The sequence below is a fragment of the Kitasatospora sp. NPDC002965 genome (genome assembly GCF_040611255.1).
Classification (GTDB): domain Bacteria; phylum Actinomycetota; class Actinomycetes; order Streptomycetales; family Streptomycetaceae; genus Kitasatospora.
In genome coordinates, this window is the sequence record NZ_JBEXNT010000022.1 from 55,818 (window position 1) to 79,251 (window position 23,434).

24 protein-coding genes are annotated in these 23,434 nt (G+C 74.3%); 14 read left to right on the top strand and 10 right to left on the bottom strand.

All coding sequences use genetic code 11. The annotated features are described in order from the left end of the window. The first annotated feature begins 66 nt into the window (after positions 1 to 66). The gene (locus ABZY91_RS12385; RefSeq protein WP_355401860.1) at positions 67 to 3,465 is read left to right on the top strand and encodes an error-prone DNA polymerase; all 3,399 of its coding nucleotides are present in this window, start codon (positions 67 to 69) and stop codon (positions 3,463 to 3,465) included. 129 nt (positions 3,466 to 3,594) lie between these two features. Here the strand turns inward: ABZY91_RS12385 and ABZY91_RS12390 are convergent, their stop codons facing one another. Further along, positions 3,595 to 4,398 (bottom strand): serine/threonine protein kinase, encoded by an 804-nt coding sequence (locus tag ABZY91_RS12390; protein WP_355401862.1) that lies wholly within the window; start codon positions 4,396 to 4,398, stop codon positions 3,595 to 3,597. A 60-nt stretch (positions 4,399 to 4,458) separates the two neighbouring features. Here ABZY91_RS12390 and ABZY91_RS12395 point away from each other — a divergent pair, with 60 nt between their 5' ends. After that, positions 4,459 to 5,244 (top strand): DUF4232 domain-containing protein, encoded by a 786-nt coding sequence (locus ABZY91_RS12395; RefSeq protein WP_355401863.1) that lies wholly within the window; start codon positions 4,459 to 4,461, stop codon positions 5,242 to 5,244. An 83-nt stretch (positions 5,245 to 5,327) separates the two neighbouring features. Then, complete coding sequence (locus tag ABZY91_RS12400; protein WP_355401865.1) at positions 5,328 to 5,954, top strand: hypothetical protein; 627 nt, start codon at positions 5,328 to 5,330, stop codon at positions 5,952 to 5,954. Positions 5,955 to 6,070: 116 nt separating this feature from the next. Here ABZY91_RS12400 and ABZY91_RS12405 read toward each other — a convergent pair whose 3' ends face one another. Both ABZY91_RS12405 and ABZY91_RS12410 read right to left on the bottom strand, forming a co-directional pair. Beyond that, a complete protein-coding gene (locus tag ABZY91_RS12405) occupies positions 6,071 to 6,556 on the bottom strand; it encodes a hypothetical protein (protein ID WP_355401867.1) in 486 nt (161 codons plus the stop codon). Between the two features lie 94 nt (positions 6,557 to 6,650). Further along, the gene (locus ABZY91_RS12410) at positions 6,651 to 7,484 is read right to left on the bottom strand and encodes a TIGR03084 family metal-binding protein (RefSeq protein WP_355401869.1); all 834 of its coding nucleotides are present in this window, start codon (positions 7,482 to 7,484) and stop codon (positions 6,651 to 6,653) included. Between the two features lie 167 nt (positions 7,485 to 7,651). Between ABZY91_RS12410 and ABZY91_RS12415 the strand changes: the two genes are divergently transcribed. Beyond that, positions 7,652 to 8,428 (top strand): LuxR C-terminal-related transcriptional regulator, encoded by a 777-nt coding sequence (locus ABZY91_RS12415; protein WP_355401871.1) that lies wholly within the window; start codon positions 7,652 to 7,654, stop codon positions 8,426 to 8,428. On the opposite strand, the gene ABZY91_RS12420 is transcribed toward ABZY91_RS12415, so the two are convergent. The 3 genes from ABZY91_RS12420 to ABZY91_RS12430 form a co-directional block, all read right to left on the bottom strand. Then, on the bottom strand, positions 8,425 to 9,957 hold the full coding sequence (locus tag ABZY91_RS12420; RefSeq protein WP_355401873.1) for an AMP-binding protein: 1,533 nt from the start codon (positions 9,955 to 9,957) through the stop codon (positions 8,425 to 8,427). The two genes, ABZY91_RS12415 and ABZY91_RS12420, sit on opposite strands and share 4 nt — an antisense overlap. Before the next feature lie 123 nt (positions 9,958 to 10,080). Next, a complete protein-coding gene (locus ABZY91_RS12425; protein ID WP_355401875.1) occupies positions 10,081 to 10,503 on the bottom strand; it encodes a MerR family transcriptional regulator in 423 nt (140 codons plus the stop codon). Positions 10,504 to 10,600: 97 nt separating this feature from the next. Next, positions 10,601 to 11,386, bottom strand: coding sequence for an SDR family oxidoreductase (locus ABZY91_RS12430; protein ID WP_355401877.1), 786 nt, complete (start codon positions 11,384 to 11,386; stop codon positions 10,601 to 10,603). A gap of 170 nt (positions 11,387 to 11,556) precedes the next feature. On the opposite strand from ABZY91_RS12430, the gene ABZY91_RS12435 reads away from it, so the two are divergent. From ABZY91_RS12435 to ABZY91_RS12445, 3 genes are read left to right on the top strand one after another with little or no spacing between them, the layout of a single operon-like run. Next, entirely contained in the window at positions 11,557 to 12,033 is a 477-nt protein-coding gene (locus ABZY91_RS12435) for a group II truncated hemoglobin (protein WP_355401879.1), read from the top strand. Continuing rightward, complete coding sequence (locus ABZY91_RS12440) at positions 12,030 to 12,662, top strand: GNAT family N-acetyltransferase (protein ID WP_355401881.1); 633 nt, start codon at positions 12,030 to 12,032, stop codon at positions 12,660 to 12,662. The genes ABZY91_RS12435 and ABZY91_RS12440 overlap by 4 nt, the downstream gene beginning before the upstream one ends. A gap of 40 nt (positions 12,663 to 12,702) precedes the next feature. Next, entirely contained in the window at positions 12,703 to 13,101 is a 399-nt protein-coding gene (locus ABZY91_RS12445; RefSeq protein WP_329948288.1) for a VOC family protein, read from the top strand. 154 nt (positions 13,102 to 13,255) lie between these two features. Here ABZY91_RS12445 and ABZY91_RS12450 read toward each other — a convergent pair whose 3' ends face one another. Then, the gene (locus ABZY91_RS12450) at positions 13,256 to 14,038 is read right to left on the bottom strand and encodes a class III extradiol ring-cleavage dioxygenase (RefSeq protein WP_329879324.1); all 783 of its coding nucleotides are present in this window, start codon (positions 14,036 to 14,038) and stop codon (positions 13,256 to 13,258) included. Between the two features lie 124 nt (positions 14,039 to 14,162). On the opposite strand from ABZY91_RS12450, the gene ABZY91_RS12455 reads away from it, so the two are divergent. Further along, entirely contained in the window at positions 14,163 to 14,684 is a 522-nt protein-coding gene (locus ABZY91_RS12455) for a MarR family transcriptional regulator (RefSeq protein WP_329879323.1), read from the top strand. Between the two features lie 4 nt (positions 14,685 to 14,688). Here ABZY91_RS12455 and ABZY91_RS12460 read toward each other — a convergent pair whose 3' ends face one another. Together ABZY91_RS12460 and ABZY91_RS12465 are read right to left on the bottom strand one after the other, a co-directional pair. Next, positions 14,689 to 15,984, bottom strand: coding sequence for a DUF6596 domain-containing protein (locus ABZY91_RS12460; protein ID WP_355401908.1), 1,296 nt, complete (start codon positions 15,982 to 15,984; stop codon positions 14,689 to 14,691). 183 nt (positions 15,985 to 16,167) lie between these two features. Next, positions 16,168 to 16,545 (bottom strand): YciI family protein, encoded by a 378-nt coding sequence (locus ABZY91_RS12465; RefSeq protein WP_329879322.1) that lies wholly within the window; start codon positions 16,543 to 16,545, stop codon positions 16,168 to 16,170. Between the two features lie 335 nt (positions 16,546 to 16,880). On the opposite strand from ABZY91_RS12465, the gene ABZY91_RS12470 reads away from it, so the two are divergent. From ABZY91_RS12470 to ABZY91_RS12480, 3 genes are all read left to right on the top strand, one after another. Next, positions 16,881 to 17,360 carry a DUF6325 family protein gene (locus ABZY91_RS12470; RefSeq protein WP_355401884.1) on the top strand — a complete coding sequence of 160 codons (480 nt, stop codon included), beginning with the start codon at positions 16,881 to 16,883 and terminating at the stop codon, positions 17,358 to 17,360. A gap of 54 nt (positions 17,361 to 17,414) precedes the next feature. Further along, positions 17,415 to 17,696 carry an SHOCT domain-containing protein gene (locus ABZY91_RS12475; RefSeq protein WP_329948286.1) on the top strand — a complete coding sequence of 94 codons (282 nt, stop codon included), beginning with the start codon at positions 17,415 to 17,417 and terminating at the stop codon, positions 17,694 to 17,696. A 107-nt stretch (positions 17,697 to 17,803) separates the two neighbouring features. After that, the gene (locus ABZY91_RS12480; RefSeq protein ID WP_355401886.1) at positions 17,804 to 18,319 is read left to right on the top strand and encodes a GNAT family protein; all 516 of its coding nucleotides are present in this window, start codon (positions 17,804 to 17,806) and stop codon (positions 18,317 to 18,319) included. An 88-nt stretch (positions 18,320 to 18,407) separates the two neighbouring features. Here the strand turns inward: ABZY91_RS12480 and ABZY91_RS12485 are convergent, their stop codons facing one another. Then, positions 18,408 to 19,472: an acyl-CoA desaturase gene (locus tag ABZY91_RS12485; protein WP_329879318.1), complete on the bottom strand. Its 1,065-nt coding sequence runs from the start codon at positions 19,470 to 19,472 to the stop codon at positions 18,408 to 18,410. Positions 19,473 to 19,676: 204 nt separating this feature from the next. Between ABZY91_RS12485 and ABZY91_RS12490 the strand changes: the two genes are divergently transcribed. The 3 genes from ABZY91_RS12490 to ABZY91_RS12500 all read left to right on the top strand — a co-directional run bounded on the left by ABZY91_RS12490 (position 19,677) and on the right by ABZY91_RS12500 (position 23,408). Beyond that, entirely contained in the window at positions 19,677 to 20,978 is a 1,302-nt protein-coding gene (locus ABZY91_RS12490; RefSeq protein ID WP_355401888.1) for a sensor domain-containing protein, read from the top strand. Next, positions 20,966 to 21,610 (top strand): response regulator transcription factor, encoded by a 645-nt coding sequence (locus ABZY91_RS12495; protein WP_329879316.1) that lies wholly within the window; start codon positions 20,966 to 20,968, stop codon positions 21,608 to 21,610. Before ABZY91_RS12490 ends, ABZY91_RS12495 begins: the two co-directional genes overlap by 13 nt. A 178-nt stretch (positions 21,611 to 21,788) precedes the next feature. Continuing rightward, positions 21,789 to 23,408, top strand: a complete 1,620-nt coding sequence (locus ABZY91_RS12500) for a DUF2079 domain-containing protein (RefSeq protein WP_355401890.1) — start codon at positions 21,789 to 21,791, stop codon at positions 23,406 to 23,408. Positions 23,409 to 23,434: the final 26 nt, after the last annotated feature.

Here is a 23,434-nt window from a genome sequence, read left to right on the forward strand (position 1 = left end):
CCGGCGGCCCGGCGCGAACGACCGAGGGGGGTCAGGAATAACGAGAGACCGAAGGCGTCACCCCCGATGGGATTCACGAGTCACCCCACCCTCCCCTGGAGCGAGCTGCGCCGCCGCCTGACCGGCGGCCGGCCCGGCCCGGCGGGTGGCGACGTCGTCCCGCTGCGCCGCGATCCCGAAACCGCCGGACCTGCCGGACCTGCCGGACCCGCCGGGCCTGCCGGCGCCACCGGCCCGGCCCCTGCCTCCGCCCCTGCCCCCGCCTGGGCCGAACTGCACGTCCATTCCGCCTTCAGCTTCCTCGACGGCGCCAGCGACCCCGAGGCACTGGTCGCCGAGGCCGCCCGGCTGGGCGTCGAGGCGCTCGCGCTCACCGATCACGACGGCCTCTACGGAGCGGTCAGACTCGCCGCGGCGGCCCGTGAGGCGGGCGTGGCCACCGTCTTCGGCGCGGAATTGACGATCGGTCACGAGAGGGGTCGGGTCGAACACCTCCTCGTCCTGGCGCGCGACCCGGAAGGCTACCGCCGCCTGTCCGCCGCCATCGGGGCGGCCCAACTCGCGGGCGGGGCCAAGGGGAGGCCGGCCTACGACTTCGCGGCTCTCGCGGACGCGCACGACGGCCACTGGGCGGTGCTCACCGGCTGCCGCCTCGGCCGCGTCCCCGCCGCCCTCGCGAGCACCCCCGCGTCCCCGGCCGCACCCGCCGGTTCCGGCACCGGCGGCGGTCCTGTCCCCGTCCCCACCCTCCTTCCCGGCCCCACCCTCCTCCCCGGTCCCGGCCCCGGCCCCGGCCCCGGCTCCGACGCCGGCGGGGCCGAGCGTCAACTCCGCTCGCTCGCCGAGGCGTTCGGCCGCGACAACGTCCACGTCGAACTGATCGACCAGTGGCTGCCTGGCGACGACCTGCGCAACGACGCCCTCGCGGCCCTCGCCGCCCGGCTGGGCCTGACCGCCGTCGCCTCCACCAACGCCCACCACGCCGGCCCCGCCCAGGGCCGTCTCGCCCAGAGCCTCGCCGCGCTGCACGACCGCCGTACGCTCCCGGAGGCGGCGGGCTGGACGCAGGCCGCCGGCACCGCGCACCTGCGCTCCGGCCGCGAGATGGCCGCCAGGCTGGCCCGCTTCCCCGGCGTGCGGGAGGCGACCGTGGACCTGGCCCGTGCCTGCGCCTTCGACTTCGCCAAGCTGGATCCGGAACTGCCCGGCTACCCCGTCCCGTCCGGCCACACCGAGATCAGCCATCTGCGCGCGCTGGTCGCCGAGGGCGGCCCGGCCCGCTTCGGGCCCGGCAACGGCCCGGCCCGCCGTCAGCTCGCCCGCGAGCTGGACGTCATCGAGGATCTCGACCTGGCCGGATACTTCCTGATCGTCCACGACATCGTCGACTTCTGCCGCCGGGAGGGGATCTGGTGCCAGGGGCGCGGTTCGGCGGCCAACTCGGCGGTCTGCTTCGCGCTCGGGATCACCGCCGTCGACCCGGTCCACTACCGGCTGCTCTTCGAGCGCTTCCTCTCCACCGCCCGCGACGGGCCGCCCGACATCGACCTGGACATCGAGAACCGCCGCCGCGAGGAGGTCATCCAGTACGTCTACCGCCGGTACGGGCGCGAGCACGCCGCCCAGGTCGCCAACGTGATCACCTACCGGCCCCGGCTGGCACTGCGCGACGCCGCCCGGGTGCTCGGCTACCCGCAGGGGCAGGTGGACGCGTTCAGCCGGCAGGCCGACTTCCGCTCCCCGCCCGGCGCGGACGCCGTGGTGCCCGCCGACGTGCTCTCCCTCGCCGGACAACTCCACGGTCTGCCGCGCCACCTGGGCATCCACTCGGGCGGCATGGTGCTCACCCGGGAGCCGATCGCGGAGATCTGCCCGACCGAGTGGGCCCGGATGCCGGGGCGGTCCGTGCTGCAGTGGGACAAGGAGTCGGTGGCCGGCGCCGGACTCGTGAAGATCGACCTGCTCGGTCTCGGCATGCTCGCGGCCCTGCACGACGCCTGTGACCTGGTCGAGCAGCACCACGGCCGGCGCTACGACCTGGCGACCGTCCCGGACGACGACCCGGGCGTGTACGCGATGCTGCGGCGGGCCGACACGGTGGGTGTCTTCCAGGTCGAGTCGCGCGCCCAGATGGCCACCCTGCCGAGGCTCAAGCCGGACCACTTCTACGACCTGGTGGTGGAGGTCGCGCTGATCCGGCCCGGCCCGATCCAGGGCGGGTCCGTCCACCCGTACCTGCGCCGGCGTGCGGGGGTGGAGCCGGCCGGCTGCCCGCACCCGCTGATGGAGAACGCGCTCGGCAAGACCCTCGGGGTGCCGCTGTTCCAGGAGCAGATGATGCAACTGGCCATCGACTGCGCGGGGTTCACTCCCGCCGAGGCGGACCTCCTCCGTCAGGCGATGGGCGCCAAGCGCTCGCACGAACGCGTGGCCCGGCTGCGCGAGCGGCTGTTGGGCGGGATGGCCGAACGCGGAATCCCGGAGGAGGTCGCCGAGGACGTCTACACCAAGATCGAGGCCTTCTCCAACTACGGCTTCCCGGAGTCGCACGCGATCAGCTTCGCCTACCTCGTGTACGCCAGCGCCTGGCTCAAGTACCACTATCCGGCGGCCTTCACCTGCGCGCTGCTGGCCAACCAGCCGATGGGCTTCTACTCGTCGCTCAGCCTGATCGCGGACGTCCGGCGGCACGGCGTCCGGGTGCGCGGGGTGGACGTCAACGCCAGCGGGTCCCGGCCCACCCTGGAGCCGTACCGGGGGCCGACGCCCGCGCCGCCGCTGACCGCGGGCACGCCGCAGCCCGCGATCCGGCTCGGCCTGGACACCGTACGGGGCATCGGCGCCGCGCAGGCCGAGGCGGTCGCGGCCGGGCAGCCGTACACGGACCTGGAGGACTTCGCCCGCCGGACCGGTCTGCCCGCACCGGCCATGGAGGCGCTCGCCTCGGCGGGCGCGTTCGGCTGCTTCGGGTTGAACAGGCGGCAGGCGCTCTGGGCGGCAGGGGCGTTCGCGGGGGTCTCGGCGGATCTCATCCCCGGGACGACGCCCGGCACCGAGGCGCCGCCGCTCCCCGGGATGACCCCGATCGAGGAGACCATCGCCGACCTCTGGGCGACCGGCACCTCCGCGACCAGCCACCCGCTCCAGCACCTGCGCGACCACCTGGAACGCGGCGGCGCGCTCACCGCCGCCCAGCTCCCGGACGTGGTGCCGGGTTCGGCGGTGGTGGTCGGCGGGCTGGTCACCCACCGGCAGCGTCCGCCGACGGCGGGCGGGGTGCTCTTCCTCAGCCTGGAGGACGAGACCGGGCTGATCAACGTCATCTGCAGCCGGCCGGTCTGGGAGTCGCAGCGCCGCGCCGCCCTCGACCGGGCCGGCCTGCTCGTGTACGGGCACGTCGAGCGCGACCGGGGCGCCACCAACCTGGTCGCCACCCGGCTCACCCCGCTGCGGATCGGCATCTGAGGCGCCGCGGCCCGGCGGAGGCCCCGGGCCTCCGGACCCGCCGCCTCCACAGCGGTCCTGACGGGGTTCGGGTGGTTCAGCGGTCCGGACGGTTCGGGCGGCGCAGACGGCGCAGACGGCCCGGGCGACTCACGCGGCTCGCCAGGCGGCGGCGAACTCCTCGACGCCGGGCCAGCGTTCGGCCGGATCGGCCGCCGTGGCCCGCTCCAGCACGGCGAGTCGGGCCCGGCCCCCGCGCCAGTCCCGTTCCTCGTCGCCGGCGTCGAGCAGGAGCCGCAGGGCACGGCCCAGCGTGAACACCGTGGTGCGGGCGTCGATCACCGCGCCGCGCCGGAACTCCTCCGGCGCCATGAACCGCTTCGAGCCCGGCAGCCGGTCCACGTCGACGGTGAACGGCCCCGGGCGGTACTCGTCCAGGTCGCACAGGTGCAGCCGGTGCCGCGCGAAGTCGTACAGCAGGCAGCCGTCGTAGAAGTCGCAGGCGACGAACCCGGCCCGGGCGACCGCCAGATGCGCGTCCAGGACGGTGTCCAGGGCCTCCGCCACCAGGGGCACCGGCAGGGAACGGAAGCGGGCCGTCGGGCTCGCCGGGTCGGTCCGGGCGGCGGCACCCCGGCCGCCGTCCGTCGTCGGGTGGTACAGCACCTCGCCGTCGCGCCACGGCATCACCACCGCCGGCAGCCCGGCGGCCGTGAAACGGTGCAACTGCGGGACGATCGCCTCGTGCCGGACGGCGGCGTGCAGTGCGGCGGCCCGCTCCATCGAGGCCACCGCGCGCTCCGTCACGGCGGCCTTCACGAACCAACGGGCCCCGCCGGGTTCCACCACCCCGTACGCCACGCAGCCGGAGTCCTGTGCGGTGAAGGAGGCGAACACCGTTCCCACGGAACGGAGATGGGACAGGAGGTCGGGGACCGGCGGCGAGTCGAGCATGGCGCGAGCCTACGCCGCGCACGAACGGAGTGCCTCCCGTTTCATGCCATGATCGGTCCCATGAAATCGACCCAGTCGGCCGCCGCCCGCCGGACACCGATCCCGGCCAGGGCAGGCGTGCTGCTCGGGGCGGTCGTGGCGGTGGCCGGCTGCGGAAGCACCTCGGTGACCGGGGCCGGCGGGGGAGCGCCCGGCCCGGCGCGCACGATCGGCGACGCGCCGTCCTCGGCCGCGCCCACCGCCTCGGCTGCCGCCACCCCGGCTGCCACCGCCCCGGCGGCGAGCGCCCGGCCGACCGCCTTCCCGCTGGTCACCGCCGATGCCCTTCCCTCCGGTGCCGTGCCCCCCGGGCCGTCGACCCCTGCCCCCGTCTGTTCCCCCGAGGGCGTCTCGCCGGCCGTCGGCGAGGTCGCCGCGGCGATGGGCCTGCGTGTCATGTCGATCCGGCTGACCAACTGCGGGACCCGCCCCTACACCCTCAACGGCCGTCCCGGCATCCGCGTCCTCGACGCCGAACGCGCGCCCCTCGCGGTGACCGTCGGCAGCGGTTCGGCGGGCATCGCGACGCTGGAGAACTTCGACGCAGCCGCGAAGCCGGTCACCCTCCGGCCCGGGGAGACCGCCGAGTTCCAGGTGGCCTGGCGCAACACCGTCACCGCGGGCGACAGGGCGGCCGACCACGGCCGCTTCCTGGACGTCGCCCCGCTGCCGGGCCGCCCCCGTCTCACCGTTCCCGCCGAGCTCGATCTGGGGACCACCGGCAAGCTCGGTGTCTCCCCCTGGACCAAGTCGGCCGAGACCGCCGCGCGGACGCCGGAGGCGCGGCCCGGACAGTCGACCCCGTGACCCCGGGGTGGGTCGGGTCGCGTCGTCGTGCGCCTCAACGACCCTGCGGTGGAGCCGACATGGCGGTGTGCAGATAATCGGGGATGGCCGAACAGTACCTCTCCGCATACGCGGTCGACGCGGACGCCCTCCTCTCCCTGGTCGGATCCCGGGACGAGGACCTCGTCCGGCAGGCCCTCGGCAGGATCGAGGACCTGACGGCGGCCGGTGCCCTGCTGCGGGCCACCGAGCCCGCCGAGGTCCGAACGGCGCTGCGGGAGCTCGTCACCGGGCGTCTCGATCCGGACCGCCCGGCGGGCTACACCTGGCTGCTGGAACTCCTCGGCCCCACGGTCGGGGAGCCGCTCGGTTCGATCGTCCTGCCCGGTCGGGGCTGGGACGAGCTGACGGAGGCCTTCGTCGCCTGGGGGCTGCCGGCCCTCGCCGAGCTCTGGGGGCGGCCGTGGGCCTTCCCGCGGGCCGAGGCGGCGCCCGACGATCCGTGGCCCTTCCCCACCTTCGCGGAGCCGGGGGCCCTCGCCGCCGCCCGCGCCGAACTGGCCGGCTTCGACACCGGCCGGATCCACGACGACGTCGAGCTGCTCCCGGGCGGTGACGAGGACGCGATCGAGGAGGTCGAGGCACTGGTCGGAGAGGACCTGCCGGCCTGGGCCGACGGGGCGCTCGGCGCGGGCCGGGGCCTGCTCCTCGTCCGCGACGGCGGCAGGTGACCCGGGCCCCGTCGCCCCCGGCGCCCGGTGACGTCACCGGCGCGGCGCAGTCGTGGGGGGTGTCTGCGCCGCGCCGGAGTTCTTCTCTCAGCCGTCCGGAGGTCGTTCCCCGGGGCTCAGAAGGCGGGCCGGTCGTTGAGTTCGACGATCCGCAGGTCGACGAGGCGGACGACGTACCAGACGTGCCGGCTCTCGCCCCCGCTCCAGAACTCGGTGAGCCGGACGGAGGCGAAGCCGAGTTCCTCCTTCACCTGCTCGGCGGACCAGTCCGCCGGGACGTTCTGGGCGCGGAACACCGGATCGGCGTCGTGATCGCGCGCCCAGGCGTCGAGCCGGAAGTCGAGGTGCGGGGTGAGGTAGCGCTCGCGGACGGCGCGCGGGGTCTCGCCGCTCTCGCCGAGGACCGCCCGGCGGTACTCCTCGAAGAAGGTGACCACCCGGTGGGCGGCCGGAGTGCCGGCCCGCACCTCCCCGTGCGCGGCGGCTGCCGTGCCCGCGGGCGGCGCGAACGCGGCCTGGGCGGGTGTGGCGGCCAGGCCGCCCAGCGCGAGGAGGGCGGCGGCGCCGGCCAGGACGGTACGCAGGGTGTTCATCCGAGTCATGGCGGCAGTCCATCATTCGCCAACGAACTCTGGCTATCGCCGAAACGTGTGGTTTAGATCGATTGCGCCTTGATGTGACGCATCATCATGTTATTTACCGGGGTGATGATCCCGCTTTCCGGCCCTCCCCGGGCGGCCCCGCGAAGGCCTGTGCGATCGGCAGCCAGGTCTCCGCCGCGTCGCCGGTGGTCGTCAGCGAGAGGTCGTCGCGGTGCCGGCGCCGGGTGACCAGCAGGCAGAAGTCCAGGGCGGGCCCGTCGACCCGGTCCGCCGCCCCGGCCGGGCCCCACGTCCACACCGTCCCGTCCGGCGCGGTGAGTTCCACCCGCACCGGGGACTCCGGCACCGGCAGCCCGTGCACCGTGAACGCGAACCCCCTGGTCCGGATGCCCAGGTGCGCGATGTGCCGCAGCCGCGCGGTCGGCTCGCGGACGGCGCCGAGCGCGTCCGCGACGTCCTGCCCGTGCGCCCAGGTCTCCATCAGGCGCGCGGTCGCCATCGACGGGGCCTTCATCGGCGGGCCCAGCCACGGCAGGCGCGTGTCGGCCGGCACCGCCGCGAGGGCCTCCGCCAGCCGCCCCCGCCCCGACCGCCAGCGGGCCAGCAGGGCGGCCGGATCCTCGGCGGCTCCGCGGGAGGCGCCGTCCTCGACCGGGTCCGCGCCGGCCGCCAGCAGCTCGCCGAAGATCCGGCCGGACTCGGTGACGAAGCCCTCGGGGTCGCGGGCCGCCCGGTCCGACCAGTCGTCCGTCCAGGCGAGGTGTGCGATCTGGTGCGCGATCGTCCACCCCCGGGCGGGGGTGGACGCGGCCCACTGCTGCGGCTCCAGTCCGGCGACCAGCCCGTCCAGCACCTCGCTCTCGGCCCGCAGGTCGGCCAGCAGTCCGGTCAGCACGGCCGACCCCCCGGGAGTGTTCGGTTCCGTCATGGATCTTCCCTTCGCACCTGTGGCCACCCTGGTAGTGACTCGCCGGTAACCTCGCGCCCGCACCCTACGCCGTGCCGCCCGGACTCGCCCGGAACTCCACGGAACACGCACGCCGAAGGCGCGTCCCGACCCCTCCTCAACGCCCGGACCCCGTGTGAGAATCACGCATGACCGCCACGACCGCCGTCACCGGAGCCCCCGACGACCTCGCCGCACGGGCCGCCGAGCTCGTGCGGGACGCCGTGCTCGGCGACCTCGCCCGCCGGGTGGTGGCCGACTGCGGCGCCGACGTCGGCCTGGTCGGCGTGCCGGAACCGGGTGCGCCCGGCCGGGGAGCCCGCGGGCACGGCCCCGCGGGCATGGTGCTGCGGCACTGGGCCGGCACCAGGGCCGACCTGTTGCACGGCCTCGCGGTCCCCGCCGGGACCGGCCTCGGCGGCCGGGCGCTGGCCGAGCGCGCCCCCAACTGGGTGCCCGACTACCGGGCCGCCACCACCATCTCGCACCACTACGACGCCGCCGTCATCGCCGAGGACCTGTACGCGATGCTCACCGTCCCGCTGCTGCACGGCGGTGCCGTGCACGGCGTGGTGTACGCGTCGCTGCGTGCGGTCGTCCCGTTCGGGGACGTCCGGATCGCCGCCGTCGGCAGGCTGGCCGAGGCGGCCACCAGGGCGCTGGCCGGGGCCGCCGCCTGGAGCGGCCCCCCGACCCGGAAGGCGCCCGGGGCGGCGGCTCCCGCGACGCCGTTGACCCGGCGCGAGCACGAGGTGCTCCGCTGGGCGGCGACCGGCCGGACCAACCCGGAGATCGCCGCCCAGCTCGGCCTCACCTGCAACACGGTGACCGGCTACCTGAAGAGCGCCATGCACAAGCTGGGTGTCCGCAACCGCACCGAACTCGCCCTGGCGGCGCGCGAGTCGGGCCTCCTGGACGCGAGCTAGTTGACCTTCCGATCCCGCCCCGCCCAGTACGGCTCGCGGAGCCGGAACTTCTGCAGCTTGCCGGTGGTCGTGCGCGGCAGCGTGTCCCGGATCTCCACCGAGGTGGGTGACTTGTACCCGGCCAGGCGCTCCTTGCAGTGCGCGATGAGCTCCGCCTCGTCGGCCTCGGCGCCCGGCTTGAGCACCACCAGCGCCTTGACCGTCTCGCCCCACCTGGCGTCCGGGACGCCGATCACCGCGGCCTCGCCCACCGCGGGGTGGTCGTAGAGGCAGTCCTCCACCTCGATCGAGGAGACGTTCTCCCCACCGCTGATGATCACGTCCTTCTTCCGGTCCGAGATGGTCAGGTAGCCGTCGACCAGGGTGCCGCCGTCGCCGGTGTGGAACCAGCCGTCCCGGATCGCCTCGGCGGTGGCCGCCGGCTGCTGCCAGTAGCCGTCCAGCACCACGTTGGAGCGGACCAGGACCTCGCCCTGGCCGTCCACCCGCACCTGGTTGCCGATCGCGGGCGAGCCCGCCTGCACCAGCTTCTCGGCCCGCTCGGCGGCGGGGAGGAGGTCCCACTCGGCGCGGGAGCGGTTCACCGTCACCACCGGCGAGGTCTCGGTCAGGCCGTAGATCTGCATGAACTCCCAGCCGAGTTCGGACTCGACCCGCTGCACCACCGAGGTCGGCGGCGGCGCCCCGGCCACGATGATCCGCACCCGGTCCCGGCCGGGGACCGGACCGTCCCAGTCCTCGGCCGCGTCCAGCACCATCTGCACCACCGCCGGCGCGCCGCAGAGGAAGGTCACCCCGTGCCGGTCGATCCGGCGCAGGATCTCGGCGCCGTCCACCTTCCGCAGCACCACGTGCTGCGCGCCCAGCCCGGTGAGGGAGAACGGCAGGCCCCAGCCGTTGGCGTGGAACATCGGCAGGGTGTGCAGGTAGACGTCCCGGTCGCCGGCCCCGAAGTGCAGTCCCATCAGGACGGCGTTCAGCCAGATGTTCCGGTGGGTGAGCTGAACGCCCTTGGGGCGGGCGGTGGTTCCGCTGGTGTAGTTGACGGTGGCGGTGTCGTTCTCGGAGATCGCGTACCGGCGCGGCGCGTTGTCGAAGTCGTACAGCAGGGCGTCGCTGGCCGCGCCGATCACGAACTTGTGCTTGGCGACCACCCCGGCCAGCGGGTCGGCCAGTTCAGGGTCCACCAGCAGGACGGAGGCGCCGCTCTGCTCGACGATGTACGACACCTCCTCCGCCTTCAGGCGGAAGTTCACCGGTACCAGTACCCGGCCGTGGCCGCTCACGCCGTACATCGAGGTCAGCAACCGGGCGGAATTGTGCGACACGACGGCGACCCGCTCGCCCGGGCCGACCCCGAGCCGGTCCAGTCCGGCGGCCTGTGCCCGGGCCAGCCGGGCGACCTGACGATATGTCAGATCGCCCCAGGATTCGGCCGGTTGGACCGGCTCGTCGACGATGCCGACCCGGTCGCCGTAGACCAGCTCGGCCCGGTCGAGGAAGTCCATCACGGAGAGTGGAATCTGCATGCGCCCACTGTCCTCCGCGCGTCGCGCCCTGCACACCCCCGATCGGGGGTGTCACCCGTACGGGCGCCCGCTCCGAACCGCCGGCCCGTCCGGCCCCCGCGCCCGCGGCGTCGCCGCCCGGCATCAGACCGGTGCGGCCGCCTCGTCGGCCGCGACCGCGGCCACTCCCTGCCCGGGAGGCGCGCCCTGTGCGAGGGTTTCGGCCTCCGCGGCCGCGATCGCCGCGACCAGCCGGTCCCGGGCCTCGTGCTGCGCGGCGATGCGGCGTTCCAGCACGGCCAGCCGCTCCCGGGCGATCCGCAGCGCGCCGGCGGACGGCGGGCCGAACGCGTCGCGGTCCAGGCACCCCAGGAACGGCCGGACGTCCTCCAGGGTGAACCCGGCCTCCAGCAGCCCGCGGATGTTGCGGACCCGTACCGCGGCGCCCTCGCCGTACACCCGGTACCCGTTGGGAGCGCGCCCGGACGACAGCAGTCCGGCCTGCTCGTAGTGCCTCAGCGCCCGGGCCGTCGTGCCCGTCACCCGCGCCAGCTCCCCGATCCGCACCCGCCTGCCTCCGTAAGCTCCGTCCGGCGCCCGGCCCCATGTCCGGCCCCATGCCCGGCCCCGTGCCCGGTCCCGCGTCCGATCCTGTCCGGACGCGCTATCCGACGACGGCGCCCCCGTCCACCGGCAAGACTACGCCGGTGACGAACGAGGCCTGTGGTGAGGCGAGTTGCACGACCGCCCAGGCCACCTCGGCCGGCTCCCCGAGCCGGCCGAGCGGGGTCCTCTCCACCTGCCACCGGCGAACGGCCGCCCGCCGCTCCGGACCGAGCCCCGCGTGGTCGGCGATCGGCGTCTCGATCGCGCCGGGTGCCACCGCCACCACCCGGATGCCGCGCGGCGCCAGCTCCACCGCCCAGCTGCGGGTGATCGTGTCGATCGCGGCCTTGCCCGCCGCGTACACCGAGTTCGTCGGCCAACCCCGTTGGCCGACGGCGGTGCTGACGTTGACGATCACGCCCCGGCTCGCCGTCAGCGCGGCGAGGGCGGCCTGGCCGAGCAGGACGGGGGCGGTGAGGTTGGTGGCGAGGAGCGCGCCGACCCCCTCCGCGGTGTAGTCGCCGAGCGGGCCGGGCGGGGCGATGCCGGCGTTGTTGACCAGGACGTCCAGTCGCCCGAACCGCTCCAGCGTCTCCCGGACGATCGCCTCCGGCCCGTCCGGCGCCGTGATGTCCACCGCCAGCGGCACGATCCGGCCCGGTGCGCGGCTCGCCGTCTCCGCGAGCGGTTCGGCCCGCCGCCCGACCGCCACCACCCGGACCTCCGGCCCCTGCGCGGCGAACGCCCACGCCGTCTCCTGCCCGATCCCCGTCCCCGCCCCGGTGACCACGACCACCCGGGGGTCCTGCCGCACTGCCTCACGTGTCCGCGTCGTCTCGTTCATGGCGCAACCTTCCGACCCTGCCGCCTGCGTCAAGGTCAAGGGCACCCGAACCGGAAGGCCGATATCCGGTTGCTGAGCCGGCGGCGAAAACACCCGGGAGGAGGAACGGCGCGCTCCGCACCCCTGCTAGGAAGGGTCACGACACACCGACCCACGGGGGAGTACCGCTGATGAGCGACCACCGCTCCGACAGCCTCGACCGTTCCGACAGCTTCTACGACGCGATCGGCGGCCCGGACGCCCTTCGCCGGCTGAGCAACACCTTCTACCGGGGCGTCCTCGCCGACCCGATCCTCGCGCCGGTCTTCGCGGACTTCACGCCCACCCACATCGAGCACGTCGCCGTCTGGCTGGCCGAGATCTTCGACGGTCCGGACCGCTTCACCACCGACCTCGGCGGTCACCAGTCCCTGCTCCGCTCCCACCTCGGCCTCGCCATCACCGAGGAACAGCGCACCCGCTGGGTGGAGCTCATGGCCGAGGCCGTCGGGAAGGAACTGCCCGACGACGAACTCCTCCGCCGCCGCGTCCTGGAGTACTTCGACTGGGGCACCAGGATCGCCAAGGACGTCTCCGCCTCCCCGGCCGGCACCGACCTCGGAGACCCGGGTCCCACCCCTCGGTGGGGCTGGGAGGGGCTCCGGTGACGACCGTGCTCGGCGGGCCGGCGGCCGACGGGCTCGTCCTGCGCCCCTTCCGGGCGGAGGACGCCCCGGCCCTGGTCGAGATCTACCGGGACGCGACGCTGCGGCACTTCACCCGGTTCCCGGTGACCGGCCTCGACGGGGCCGCCCGCTGGCTCGACGCGCAGGAACGCGGCTGGGCGGAGGGCACCCGGTACAGCTTCGCCGTCCTGGCGGGCGGGGGCGGCGCGGAGGATTCCGGCGGTTCCGGAGGCCCCGGCGGTCCGGCCGGGACGCTGCTCGCCAACGTGGTGCTCAAGCGCGGCGAGGGCGGCAGCCCCGTCTCCGAGGTGGGCTACTGGACGGCCGCCGCCGCGCGCGGCCGGGGTGTGGCTCCGCGCGCGCTGGAGGCGCTCACCGGCTGGGCGTTCGAGGTGTTCGCGGCGGACGGCCTGGTCCGGTTGGACCTGCTGCACCAGGTGGACAACCCGGCGTCGTGCCGGGTGGCGGAGAAGACCGGCTACCGCTACCGGGCGCTCCTCCCGGCGTTCCCCCCGTTCCCGCTCGACGGCCACCTGCACAGCCGCCGGGCGCCCGGGTCGGCCTCCGATCCCACCGCTCCCGTCGCCGGTCCGGGGAGCGGCCCGGATTAAGTGCTGGACCGGGAGGAAGATCGAGGTCAGAGTGGCCCTCATGGCTTCTCTTGTGCGACATGTGACGATCGATTGTGCCGACGCCTACCGCCTCGCCCAGTTCTGGGCGCAGGTGCTGGACGGCAAGGTCGGCGACGACGACAACCCCGGTGACCCGGAGGCCCTGGTGGTCTCGTCGGGCGTCTCGCTGCTGTTCATCCAGGTGCCCGAGGGCAAGACGGTGAAGAACCGCATCCACCTCGACGTCCAGCCGCAGGACCGTACCCGGGACGAGGAGGTGGAGCGCGTGCTCGCGCTGGGCGCGACGCTGGTCGGCGACCACCGCACGCCCGACGGCAAGGGCTGGGCCACGCTCGCGGACATCGAGGGCAACGAGTTCTGCGTCGAGCGCAGCGCCGCCGAGCGGATCGCGACCGAGTCGGCCACCGCCACCGCCTGACCGCGACACGGCCCGGCCCACGGCCTGATTCCACGGTCTGATTCCACGGCCGCCCGCCGGATCTCACGAGATCCTGCGGGCGGCCGTCCGGCGTGCCGCGCCCGGCGCGGCCTCCGGCCTCCGGGGGCCCGGACCCGGTCTCCGGAGACCCGGGTCAGCCCACCTGGATCGAGCGCTTCGCCAGTCCGTTCCAGAACCCGTCGATGACCGTGCGCTGACTGCCCAGCTCGCCCTCGCCCGCGCCGAGCGTGACGAAGAGCGGCGCGAAGTGCTCGGTCCGCGGGTGGGCGAGCCGTCCGGCCGGGGCCTTCCGCTCGAAGTCGAGCAGTGCGTCGAGGTCCTGCGCCGCCAGGGCGCGCCGGCCCCAGTCGTCGAACTCGGCCATCACCGAGGTGACCCGGCCGTCCTGGCTGAGCGCCCGCAGGTTGTGGGTGAAGAAGCCGCTGCCGACGATCAGGACGCCCTCGTCGCGCAGGGGCGCGAGCCGGCGGCCGATCTCCAGCAGCCGCTGCGGGTCGAGGGTGGGCATCGAGACCTGGAGGACGGGGACGTCCGCCTCGGGGAACATCTCGACCAGCGGCACGTACGCGCCGTGGTCGAGGCCGCGGTCCGGGATGTCCTGCACGGGGGTGCCGGGGGCGCGCAGCAGCTTGCGCACGCGCTCGGCGAGCTCCGGTGCGCCGGGAGCGGCGTACCGGACCCGGTAGTAGTGCTCGGGGAAGCCCCAGAAGTCGTAGACCAGCGGTACGGGCAGGACGGCGCCGAGGGCGAGAGGGGCCTCCTCCCAGTGCGCGGAGACCATCAGGATCGCCTTGGGGCGCGGCAGGTCGGCCGACCAGGCGGCCAGCTGGCCGGGCCAGATCGGGTCGTCGGCGAGCGGCGGCGCGCCGTGCGACAGGTAGAGGGCGGGCATGCGCTCGGGGGCCGCGGTGCTCATGACGTCTCTTCCTCTGCTCCTCGGGCGGGTGGTCGGGCGACTGGCTAGTAGTTCAAATTTGAACTCCGACACTTTAGACCGTACACCGTCGTTCGAATTTGAACAACAGGAGTACGATCCATTCATGCCCTCCACGTCGTCCGCACCCTCCGCGCCCCCCGCGCCCTCCACGCGCCCGCCGAGCGAAACCCGCTGGCTGGACGACGAGGAGATGGCAGCCTGGCGGGGCTTCGTCACCGCGAGCAACCTCCTCAACCGCCGCCTGGAACGCCAGCTCAAGGAGGACTCGGGGCTCTCCCACACCCAGTACGAGATCCTGGTCCACCTCTCCGCGGCGCCGGCCGGCTCGCTGCGGATGACCGAGTTGGCGGACAAGCTGGTCACCTCCAAGAGCGGACTGACCTACCAGGTCACCCAGCTGGAGCGGATGGGCCTGGTCGGACGCCGCTCCTGCCCCAGCGACGTGCGCGGGGTCTTCGCCGAACTCACGGAGGAGGGGCACGAGATGCTCCGCGAGGCCGCCCCCGGCCACGTCGCCCTGGTCCGCGAGCTGCTGATCGACGTCCTCAGCCGGGAGCAGCTCACCGTCCTGGCCCAGGGCCTCGGCCAGGTCAGCGCCCGGTTGCGGCTGGACGAGGCACTCTGAGGGCTCACCGCCCCGCCCGCCCCTCCGCTCCGGCCCCGCCGGACTCCGCTCCCGCTCCCGCTCCGCCGAACGTGCCCGTCGTCCCGGAGGTGCCCGCCCCGGTAGCCGCAGCCCTCGCCAACAGCAGCTCCCGCTCCCGTGCGTTGCGGGTCAGGCCCGCCGCGCGCGTGAACTCCGCCCGGGCCTCCGCGCCGCGCCCCAGGCGCGCCAGCAGGTCGCCCCGCACGCTCGGCAGCAGGTGGTACCCGGCCAGTGCCGGTTCCGCCATCAGCGCGTCCACCACCTCCAGCGCGGCGGCGGGGCCCTCGGCCATCGACACGGCCACCGCCCGGTTCAGTTCCACCACGGGGGACGGCGTGATCGCCATCAGCCGCGCGTAGAGGGCGGCGATGGTGGCCCAGTCGGTGTCCTCGTACCGCGCGGCCTGCGCGTGGCAGGCGGCGATCGCGGCCTGGACCGCGTACGGCCCGGTGCCGGCCCGGCGGAGGGCGGCGAAGCCGCGCCGGATCAGCAGCCGGTCCCAGCGGGCGCGGTTCTGGTCGGCCAGCAGGACCGGTCGCCCGTCCGGCCCGGTCCGGGCGGCCGTCCGGGAGGCCTGGAGCTCCAGCAGGGCCGCCAGGCCGTGCACCTCGGGCTCCTCGGGCATCAGCCCGGCGAGGACCCGGGCCAGCCGTAGCGCGTCCTCGCAGAGCCCGGGCCGGAGCAGGTCGTCCCCGGCGGTGGCCGCGTAGCCCTCGTTGAAGATCAGGTAGATGACCTCCAGGACGGAGGAGAGCCGCGCCGCCCGCTCCGCCCCGTACGGGACCTCGAACGGGACCCGGGCCTTCGCCAGGCCGCGCTTGGCGCGCACGATCCGCTGGGCGACGGTCGCCTCGGGGGCGAGGAAGGCGCGGGCGATCTCCGGGGTGGTCAGCCCGCCGAGCAGCCGCAGGGTCAGCGCGATCCGGGCCTCCGCCGACAGCACCGGGTGGCAGGCGGTGAAGATCAGCCTCAGCAGGTCGTCGTCGATGTCGTCCGGCCCGGCGGGCTCGGGCGGCGGGACGTCCTCCAGCGTGCGCCCGACCTCGGCGAGCTTGCGCGCGTAGGTCTCCCTGCGGCGGACGAGGTCGATCGCCCGGTGCTTGGCGGCGGCCGTGAGCCAGGCGCCCGGGCGCTCCGGGACCCCCGACTCCGGCCACTGCTCCAACGCGGCGACCAGCGCGTCCTGGGCCAGCTCCTCCGCGATGCCGACGTCGCGGACGATGCGGGCGGCACCGGCGATGATCCGCGCCGACTCGATCCTGAAGACCGTCTCGACCATCGCGGCGACGCCGGCCCCGCCGGCCGTACCCGCCCCGCCGGCCGGGCCGACCGCGTCCGCCGCTTCCGTCGGGTCGGTCGGGCCGGCCGCGCCGGCCCCGCTGCGCTCCGTCACGGTCACCCATCAGAGCAGCCGCACCGGACCGGGGCAAACGCGGCCACGACCCGTCCGATCGTCCGTCGATCAGGCCTCCGGAGGCGTGGCGGCCTCGTCGATCTGCCGCAGTTCGGCACCCACCGTCCAGTTCACCGGGTGGGTCTCCAGGAACCGCCTGGTCCACTCCAGCGCCTCGGCCTTGTCCTTGCACTGGAGGAGTGCGTAGCCGCCCACCACCTCCTTGGTCTCGGTGAACGGCCCGTCGGTGTAGCTGAGCTTCCCGCCCTCCCAGAGGACCCGGGTGCCCTCCTCGGTCGGCAGCAGCCCGGCGGTGTCCAGCATCACCCCGGCCTTGGTGATCTCCGCGAACAGCGCCCCCATCCGCTCCTCGAACCCGGGGTCCGGCTCGGCCTGGCCGGGGCCGTCCTGCTCGTCGATGCGGATCAGTGTCATGAAGCGCGGCATGGTGGCTCACTCCTCGTCGATGCGGGCGGGGCGTCTCCCCGCCTCTCACCCCTGCGTCGAACGGGCAGCGGCCGGATCGACACCCACGCCGAGATTCTTCCGAGAGATGTCCGGCCCGGCCACCGGGCTCCGCCGCCCCCCCTCACTCGTGATGCCGGGCCCGGCCCGGCGGGGTAGCGTCGCAGACAACACCTCTCCCGGCCCGCCGGCTGCTGCGCCGGACGCCGTCCCGTGGTGCCCGACGACGTCGTTGTGCCGTGTCGGTCCACGCCGCAGCACGTCCCCCGGTGGTGCCGAGCCCGTCTTCCCCCGGGCCGCGTCCTCCAGGAGCTGATGTGAGCAACGAACCCGCCGAAGCCGCCGCGACGGGCGAAGCCGGCGAACCGCTCGAACCGGGCCCCATCGACTACGTCATCATCCAGTTCCCCGGCAGCCGGCTGACCGGCGAGGGGATGCCCCTGCTGGTCGACCTGGTCGACCGCGGCATCATCCGCATCCTCGACCTGACCTTCGTCAAGAAGGAGGAGGACGGGTCGCTGGTCGGCCTCGAACTCGCGGACGTCGACGGGGACGGCCGGCTCGACCTGACCGTGTTCGAAGGCGCCTCCTCCGGGCTGGTCGACGAGGAGGACGTCGCCGAGGCGGGTGCCCTCCTCGAACCGGGCGACTCCGCCGCCGTCCTCCTCTACGAGAACCTCTGGGCCGCTCCGCTGGCCGCCGCGCTGCGCCGGACGGGTGCCCGGATGATCGCGAGCGGCCGCGTGCCGCTCCAGGACCTCGTGGAGGCGCTGGACGCGCTCGAAGAACTCCGCTGACACACCGCCCGACGTACTGCACCACCTCCGTCCCCACGTCCGAAGGAGGAGACCATGCCCGGATTGCTCCGCGGGGTCGCCCGTACCGCGGTCGTCGCCGGTACGGCCACCGCCGTCTCCAACAGGGTGTCCCGCCGCCAGGCCGGCCGGTGGGCCCAGCAGGAGCCCGCCCCGGCTCCCGCTCCCGCGGCCCCACCGCCTGCGGCCCCGCCGGCCGCCGCGTCCTCCATGGAGGAGAAGCTCGACCAGCTCAAGGAACTCGCCACGCTCCGTGACCAGGGCGTCCTCACGGACGAGGAGTTCGCGGCGCAGAAGGCCCGCGTGCTCGGCAGCTGACGCCCCGGGCCCACCTGCGCGGCGGCGAGTCGCTCCTGGTGACGGCGGGTGGGTGCCACGCGGAAAACGGCTCGCCGAACGACCCCTTCCGTGGAAGCATGCGCTCTATGGGGACGATCCTGCACGGCACCCACGTCACGCTCCGCTCCGCAACGGCCGACGACATCCCGGCCCTCGTCGCCGTGCGCCGCACACCCGAGGTCTACGCCCGCTGGCGGGGTGGTGACGACCTCACCGACGCCGTCACCACCGACCTCGCCGAACCGGGCACCGAGACCCTGGTGATCGAGGCGGAGGGGCAGACGGTCGGAGCCGTCCAGTGGTACGCCGAGAACGACGACGAGTACCGCCACGCGGGCATGGACATCTACGTCGACCCGGTCTGCCACGGCCGGGGGTACGGAACGGACGCCGTCCGCACCCTGGCCCGTCACCTCGTCGACCACCACCACTACCACCGGCTGATCATCGACCCCGCGGCCGACAACGCGGCGGCGATCCGCTGCTACGAGAAGGTCGGGTTCCGCCCGGTCGGGACGATGCGGCAGTACGAGCGCGGGCCCGACGGGACGTGGCACGACAATCTGCTGATGGACCTGCTGGCCGACGAGCTCGTCCGGTGACTGCCCGCCCCGCCACGACCGACCGCCGGCGCCGCCGTCGGGACGACGGCGGCCCCTCGCCGCGCCCGCCGCGGCGTTCCCGGCTCCCCTACTCCCCGCTGCGGAGCGGCTCGCCCGTCCGGTGGAGGTGGGCGAAGATCTCCCGGTAGGAGCGGAGCAGACCGGTCTCGTAGTACGGGATGTCCTTCTCCGCGCAGAACTCGCGGGTGAGCTGGGCGGCGCGGGCCAGGGCGGGGGTCGGCATGCTGGGGAAGAGGTGGTGCTCGACCTGGTAGTTGAGGCCGCCCATGAGCGCGTCGATGGTGAACCCGCCGCGGACGTTGCGCGAGGTGAGCACCTGACGGCGGAGGAAGTCGAGCTTCATCTCGGGCGTCACCATCAGCATGCCCTTGTGGTTGGGGGCGAAGACGCACCCCAGGTAGATGCCGAGCAGCGCCTGGTGGACGGCGAGGAACGCGAACGCCTTGCCGGCCGGGAGAGCGGTGAAGACGAGTCCGAAGTACGCGGCGAAGTGCAGGACGAGCAGGGTGCCTTCGAGGTACGGGCGCTTCATGATCGGGCTGCGGAGCGCCCGGAAGCTGTTGAAGCTGAGGTTGAGGCCTTCGAGGGTGAGCAGCGGAACGAAGAGGAAGGCCTGCCGCCGGCCGATGAACCGGGCCACCCCGCGGGCCTTGCGGGCCTGCTGCTGGGACCACACCACGATCTCCGGGTTGACGTCCGGATCCCGCTCCTCGTGGTTCGGGTTGGCGTGGTGGCGGGTGTGCTTGTTCATCCACCAGCCGTAGCTCATGCCCATCAGCAGGTTCGCCGCGATGCGCCCGCCGAACTCGCTGTGGAGGCGCTGGTTGAACACCTGGCGGTGGGCGAGGTCGTGCGAGAGCAGTCCGAGCTGGGCGAAGACGACGGACATCACCGCCGCGAGGCCGAGCTGCAGCCAGGTGTCGCCCAGCGCGAAGAGCGCCCACCAGCTGCCGGCGAACGCGGCCAGCACCACGCCGATGCGCACCGTGTAGTAGACGGGACGTCGGTCGAGCAGCCCCTCGGCCGCTATTCGGCGGGTCAGCTGGGCGAAGTCGCTGCCGCCGGACTCGGGCCGGGAGGCGTCCCGGTGGACGGCGGGGACTTCGGGCAAGGTCGCGGACTCAGCGCTCATGGCGAGAAGTCTGGTCGGTGGGGGGCCCCGGGAGAACCGGAGTAACCCCCCTCCTCAGGGGGGAGTTAACCCCCCTTCCGGCCCTGGGGTTGTCCTGCTCAAGTACCCTTCGTGAAGGGGGGACGTGGTGGGGGGTCCGTGGCGGTCGCCGTGGGCGGACGAACCGTGGACTGACTAGCCGGGAGCCGGGAGCCTACAGTGCCCGTGAGCAGTGCCCGGTGGCCGCCGTGGCCGCGTGCCGATCTCCTCACCTGGCTGCGGGACGGCCTGGTGGCCGCGCGGCGCGGCCTGGCCGTGGCCCTGCTCTCCCAGCTCGGCGCCGTGCCGCTGCTCGTGCTCTCGGTCGTGTCGCTGGGGCTGCTCCCGCTGGGGGTCGGCTTCATCACCCTGCCGATCGCGCTGTTCGCCGTGCGCGGCCTCGCCGACCTTCACCGGCGGTTCCTCGGCAGTTGGTGCGGCGTGGCCATACCCAGCCCCTACCGGCCACGCGAGGGCGACGAGTTCGAGCTGCTCGACGTGCCGAGCAGCGTGCGCTACTGCCGGCTGCTGCTCACCGACCGGTCGACCTGGCGGGACCTGCTCTGGCTGCTCGTCGACGTCCCGGTCGGCCTGCTCCTCGGCCTCCTGCCCTGCTGGCTGATGATCTACGGCATCCACGGCGTGGTCGCCACCCCGCTGTTCTGGCCGCTGATGGACCCCGGGTACGGGTACGGGCTGATCTGGCCCGTGGACAGCACCACGGCGGCGCTGCTCTCGTTCTTCCAGGGGACGGGCATCCTGCTCCTCGGGTTCTGGAGCGCGGAACGGCTCCTGCGTGCGCACAGCCGGATCACGCGCAGGCTGCTCTCCCCGACCGCCGAGGCGTACCTCTCAAGGCGGGTCGCGGAGCTGACCGAGACGCGGTCGGCGGCGGTGGACGCGCAGGCCGCCGAGCTGCGCCGGATCGAGCGGGACCTGCACGACGGCGCCCAGGCCCGGCTGGTGGCGATCGGGCTCAAGCTCGGTCTGGCGTCCCAGATGTTCCGCAAGGATCCGGACACCGCGTACCGGCTGCTGGCCGATGCCCGTGCGGCCAGCGCCCAGGCCCTCGCCGAGCTGCGGGACCTCGTCCGCGGCATCCACCCGCCGGTCCTCGCCGAGCGCGGCCTCGACGGTGCCGTCCGGGCGCTCGCCCTCGATCTGCCGATCCCGGTCCAGGTCGACATAGACCTGCCGGGGCGGCCGGAACCGCCCGTCGAGTCGGCCGGCTACTTCGCCGTCGCCGAGGTCCTCGCGAACGTGGCCAAGCACAGCGCCGCCGGCTCGGCCTGGATCCGGCTCGGGTACGCCGACGGCCGGCTCCGGCTGGTCGTCGGCGACGACGGCGGCGGGGGTGCGAAGGTCCGCGAGGGCGGTGGACTGGACGGTCTGCGTCGACGGCTCGCGCCCTTCGACGGGACCCTCGACCTGCACAGTCCGGTGGGTGGCCCCACCACGGTGACGATGGAGCTGCCATGCGTGTTGTGATCGCCGAGGACCTGGCGCTGCTGCGGGAGGGCATCACCCAGCTGCTGACGCTCAACGACTTCGAGGTGGTCGCGGCGGTGGACGACGGCCCGAGCCTGCTGACGGCGCTGCTGGAACACCGCCCGGACGTCGCGGTCGTCGACGTCCGGCTCCCGCCGACCTTCACCGACGAGGGGTTGCACGCGGTCACCCGGGCCCGGCGCGAACTCCCCGACCTGCCCGTGCTGGTGCTGTCGCAGCACGTCGAGCACCTCTACGCCCGGGAGCTGCTCACGGACCACCGGGGCGGCATCGGGTACCTGCTCAAGGACCGGGTCTTCGAGGTCAGCGAGTTCGTCGATGCGGTGCGGCGGGTGGCCGCGGGTGGGACCGCGATGGACACCTCGGTCATCTCCCAGCTGCTGCAACGGAACTCGACGAAGGACTCGATGCGGTCGCTCACCACCCGGGAGCGTGAGGTGCTCGCGCTGATGGCCGAGGGGCGCAGCAACGCGGCGGTGGCCCGGGAGCTCTGCATCACGGAGAAGTCGGTGAGCAAGCACACCAACAACATCTTCGGAAAGCTGGGCCTCGCGCAGTCGGGCGACGACAACCGGCGGGTCCTCGCCGTCCTCGCCCACCTCAACTTCTGACCTCCGACCACCGCCGGAACCCCTCCGAGCTGCCCTTCCGAGCTGCCCTTTCGGGCTGACCCGGGGGGCCCGAGGGCAGGCCGGAGGGCCCGGTCGGCGTCGGCCGGTCCGGGGTTGACGGGCGCTACGGGGCTCCAACACCCTTCCACTAATTCATTAGTGGAAGGGTACTTTGCTCATGCTCCCGTTCCTCTCCCTCCTCCGGTCCCGCCTCCGCCGCTCCGGGTCGTCGGTGCGGTCGTCGGTGCGACTGTCGGCCCGGTCGTCGGCGCCGCGGCCGGCCTGGGCGCCGGCCTGGGCGCTGGCGGGCCTCTTCGCCGTCCTGTACGGCTGCGTCGCCGTCAACCGGCACCGGCGCATGCTCACCCAGGCGTACGACCTGGGGATCTTCGAGCAGGCGGTCCGCGCGTACGCCCACGGTGAGGCGCCGGTCGTTCTGCTCAAGGGGCCCGGCTACCACCTGCTCGGGGACCACTTCCACCCGGTGCTCGTCACGCTGGCCCCGTTCTACCGGGCGTTTCCCGGCGCCGTGACGCTGCTCGTCGCGCAGGCGGTGCTGATGGCGCTGGCGGTCGTGCCGCTCACCTGCTGGGCGTACGAGGTGGGCGGGCGGCGGGTCGCGCTGACCGTCGGGGTGCTGACGGGGGCGTCCTGGGGGATCGTCAACGCGGCCGCCGACGACTTCCACGAGATCGCGTTCGCGGTGCCGCTGCTCGCGTTCGCGGCGACGGCGCTCGGGCGCGGCCGGCCCGTGGCGGCGGCGCTCTGGGCCCTGCCGCTGGTCCTGGTGAAGGAGGACCTCGGGCTGACCGTCGCCGCCTTCGGGGTGCTGATCTTCCGGCGGGCACCGCGCGCGGGCGGCGGCCGGGCGCTGGGGTTCGGCGTGGCGCTCCTCGGGGTCGCCGCCACCGCACTGACCGTGCTGGTGGTGCTGCCGTCGTTCAACCCGGACGGCGGCTTCGACTACTGGCGCCAGCTCGGTTCCGGCGGCACCACCACGGCGCCGTGGGCGCCGGTCGCCCGCCTCGGGTGGCCGCCGCTGAAGTGGCTGCTGCTGTTCCTGCTCGCCGCGACCGCGGGGTTCCTCGGGCTGCGCTCGCCGCTCGCGCTGCTCTGCGTGCCCACCCTCGCCTGGCGGCTGCTCGCCGACAACCCGCACTACTGGGGGGTGGGCTACCACTACAGCGCGGTGCTGATGCCGCTGGCGGTGGCGGCCCTGGTGGACGCCCTGGGCCGGGCCGGGCTGCCGGGCCGGGCGGATGCGACCGCCCCGGAGGGCGCCCGGGGCGGGTCCGGCGCCCCGGGGGCGGCGGAGGTGCCGGGGCCGGTCGAGGCGCCGGGAGGTGCCGCGGACGCCGCGGAGCCGGGCCGGGTCCGCCGCGTCCGCAGCGCCCGGCGGGCCCTGGCGGTCGGTGCGCTGGTCGCCGCCGTGACGTTCCCCGCCTTCCCGCTGCACGAGGTGGTGATGCCCGAGGCCTGGCGGACGTCGCCCCGGCTCGCGCAGGCCCGGGCGATGCTCGCCCGGATACCCGACGGCGCCACCGTCGCCGCGTCCAACCGGCTCGCCGCGCAGCTGACCGGGCGGGCGACGGTCGCCCTGGTCTGCCGCGAGCCGGCGCCTGCGTCCGGTGCGCAGGCGCCCACCGGGCCGCAGTGGGTGGCCGTCGACCTCACGGACCCGAGCGTGAAGGCGCCCTGTGCCGTCGAGGACACCAGGCGCATGCTCGGCCGCTACGAGCGGGAGGGCTACCGGCCCGTCGTGGACGGCGGCGGCCTGCTCCTGCTGAAGCGCCCGTAGCCGCCGGAGACCCCCCTGGTTCGACT

Bases quoted from the DNA above. Each gene is read 5' to 3' on its own strand.
- ABZY91_RS12500 (WP_355401890.1), top strand. From the start codon at position 21,789: ATGCTCCCGTTCCTCTCCCTCCTCCGGTCCCGCCTCCGCCGCTCCGGG.
- ABZY91_RS12415 (WP_355401871.1), top strand. From the start codon at position 7,652: ATGACCGCCACGACCGCCGTCACCGGAGCCCCCGACGACCTCGCCGCA.
- ABZY91_RS12405 (WP_355401867.1), bottom strand. From the start codon at position 6,556: ATGACTCGGATGAACACCCTGCGTACCGTCCTGGCCGGCGCCGCCGCC.
- ABZY91_RS12395 (WP_355401863.1), top strand. From the start codon at position 4,459: ATGAAATCGACCCAGTCGGCCGCCGCCCGCCGGACACCGATCCCGGCC.
- ABZY91_RS12445 (WP_329948288.1), top strand. From the start codon at position 12,703: ATGGCTTCTCTTGTGCGACATGTGACGATCGATTGTGCCGACGCCTAC.
- ABZY91_RS12495 (WP_329879316.1), top strand. From the start codon at position 20,966: ATGCGTGTTGTGATCGCCGAGGACCTGGCGCTGCTGCGGGAGGGCATC.
- ABZY91_RS12475 (WP_329948286.1), top strand. From the start codon at position 17,415: ATGCCCGGATTGCTCCGCGGGGTCGCCCGTACCGCGGTCGTCGCCGGT.
- ABZY91_RS12420 (WP_355401873.1), bottom strand. From the start codon at position 9,957: ATGCAGATTCCACTCTCCGTGATGGACTTCCTCGACCGGGCCGAGCTG.
- ABZY91_RS12435 (WP_355401879.1), top strand. From the start codon at position 11,557: ATGAGCGACCACCGCTCCGACAGCCTCGACCGTTCCGACAGCTTCTAC.
- ABZY91_RS12385 (WP_355401860.1), top strand. From the start codon at position 67: ATGGGATTCACGAGTCACCCCACCCTCCCCTGGAGCGAGCTGCGCCGC.
- ABZY91_RS12410 (WP_355401869.1), bottom strand. From the start codon at position 7,484: ATGACGGAACCGAACACTCCCGGGGGGTCGGCCGTGCTGACCGGACTG.
- ABZY91_RS12390 (WP_355401862.1), bottom strand. From the start codon at position 4,398: ATGCTCGACTCGCCGCCGGTCCCCGACCTCCTGTCCCATCTCCGTTCC.
- ABZY91_RS12485 (WP_329879318.1), bottom strand. From the start codon at position 19,472: ATGAGCGCTGAGTCCGCGACCTTGCCCGAAGTCCCCGCCGTCCACCGG.
- ABZY91_RS12455 (WP_329879323.1), top strand. From the start codon at position 14,163: ATGCCCTCCACGTCGTCCGCACCCTCCGCGCCCCCCGCGCCCTCCACG.
- ABZY91_RS12400 (WP_355401865.1), top strand. From the start codon at position 5,328: ATGGCCGAACAGTACCTCTCCGCATACGCGGTCGACGCGGACGCCCTC.
- ABZY91_RS12430 (WP_355401877.1), bottom strand. From the start codon at position 11,386: ATGAACGAGACGACGCGGACACGTGAGGCAGTGCGGCAGGACCCCCGG.
- ABZY91_RS12450 (WP_329879324.1), bottom strand. From the start codon at position 14,038: ATGAGCACCGCGGCCCCCGAGCGCATGCCCGCCCTCTACCTGTCGCAC.
- ABZY91_RS12480 (WP_355401886.1), top strand. From the start codon at position 17,804: ATGGGGACGATCCTGCACGGCACCCACGTCACGCTCCGCTCCGCAACG.
- ABZY91_RS12465 (WP_329879322.1), bottom strand. From the start codon at position 16,545: ATGCCGCGCTTCATGACACTGATCCGCATCGACGAGCAGGACGGCCCC.
- ABZY91_RS12460 (WP_355401908.1), bottom strand. From the start codon at position 15,984: ATGGTCGAGACGGTCTTCAGGATCGAGTCGGCGCGGATCATCGCCGGT.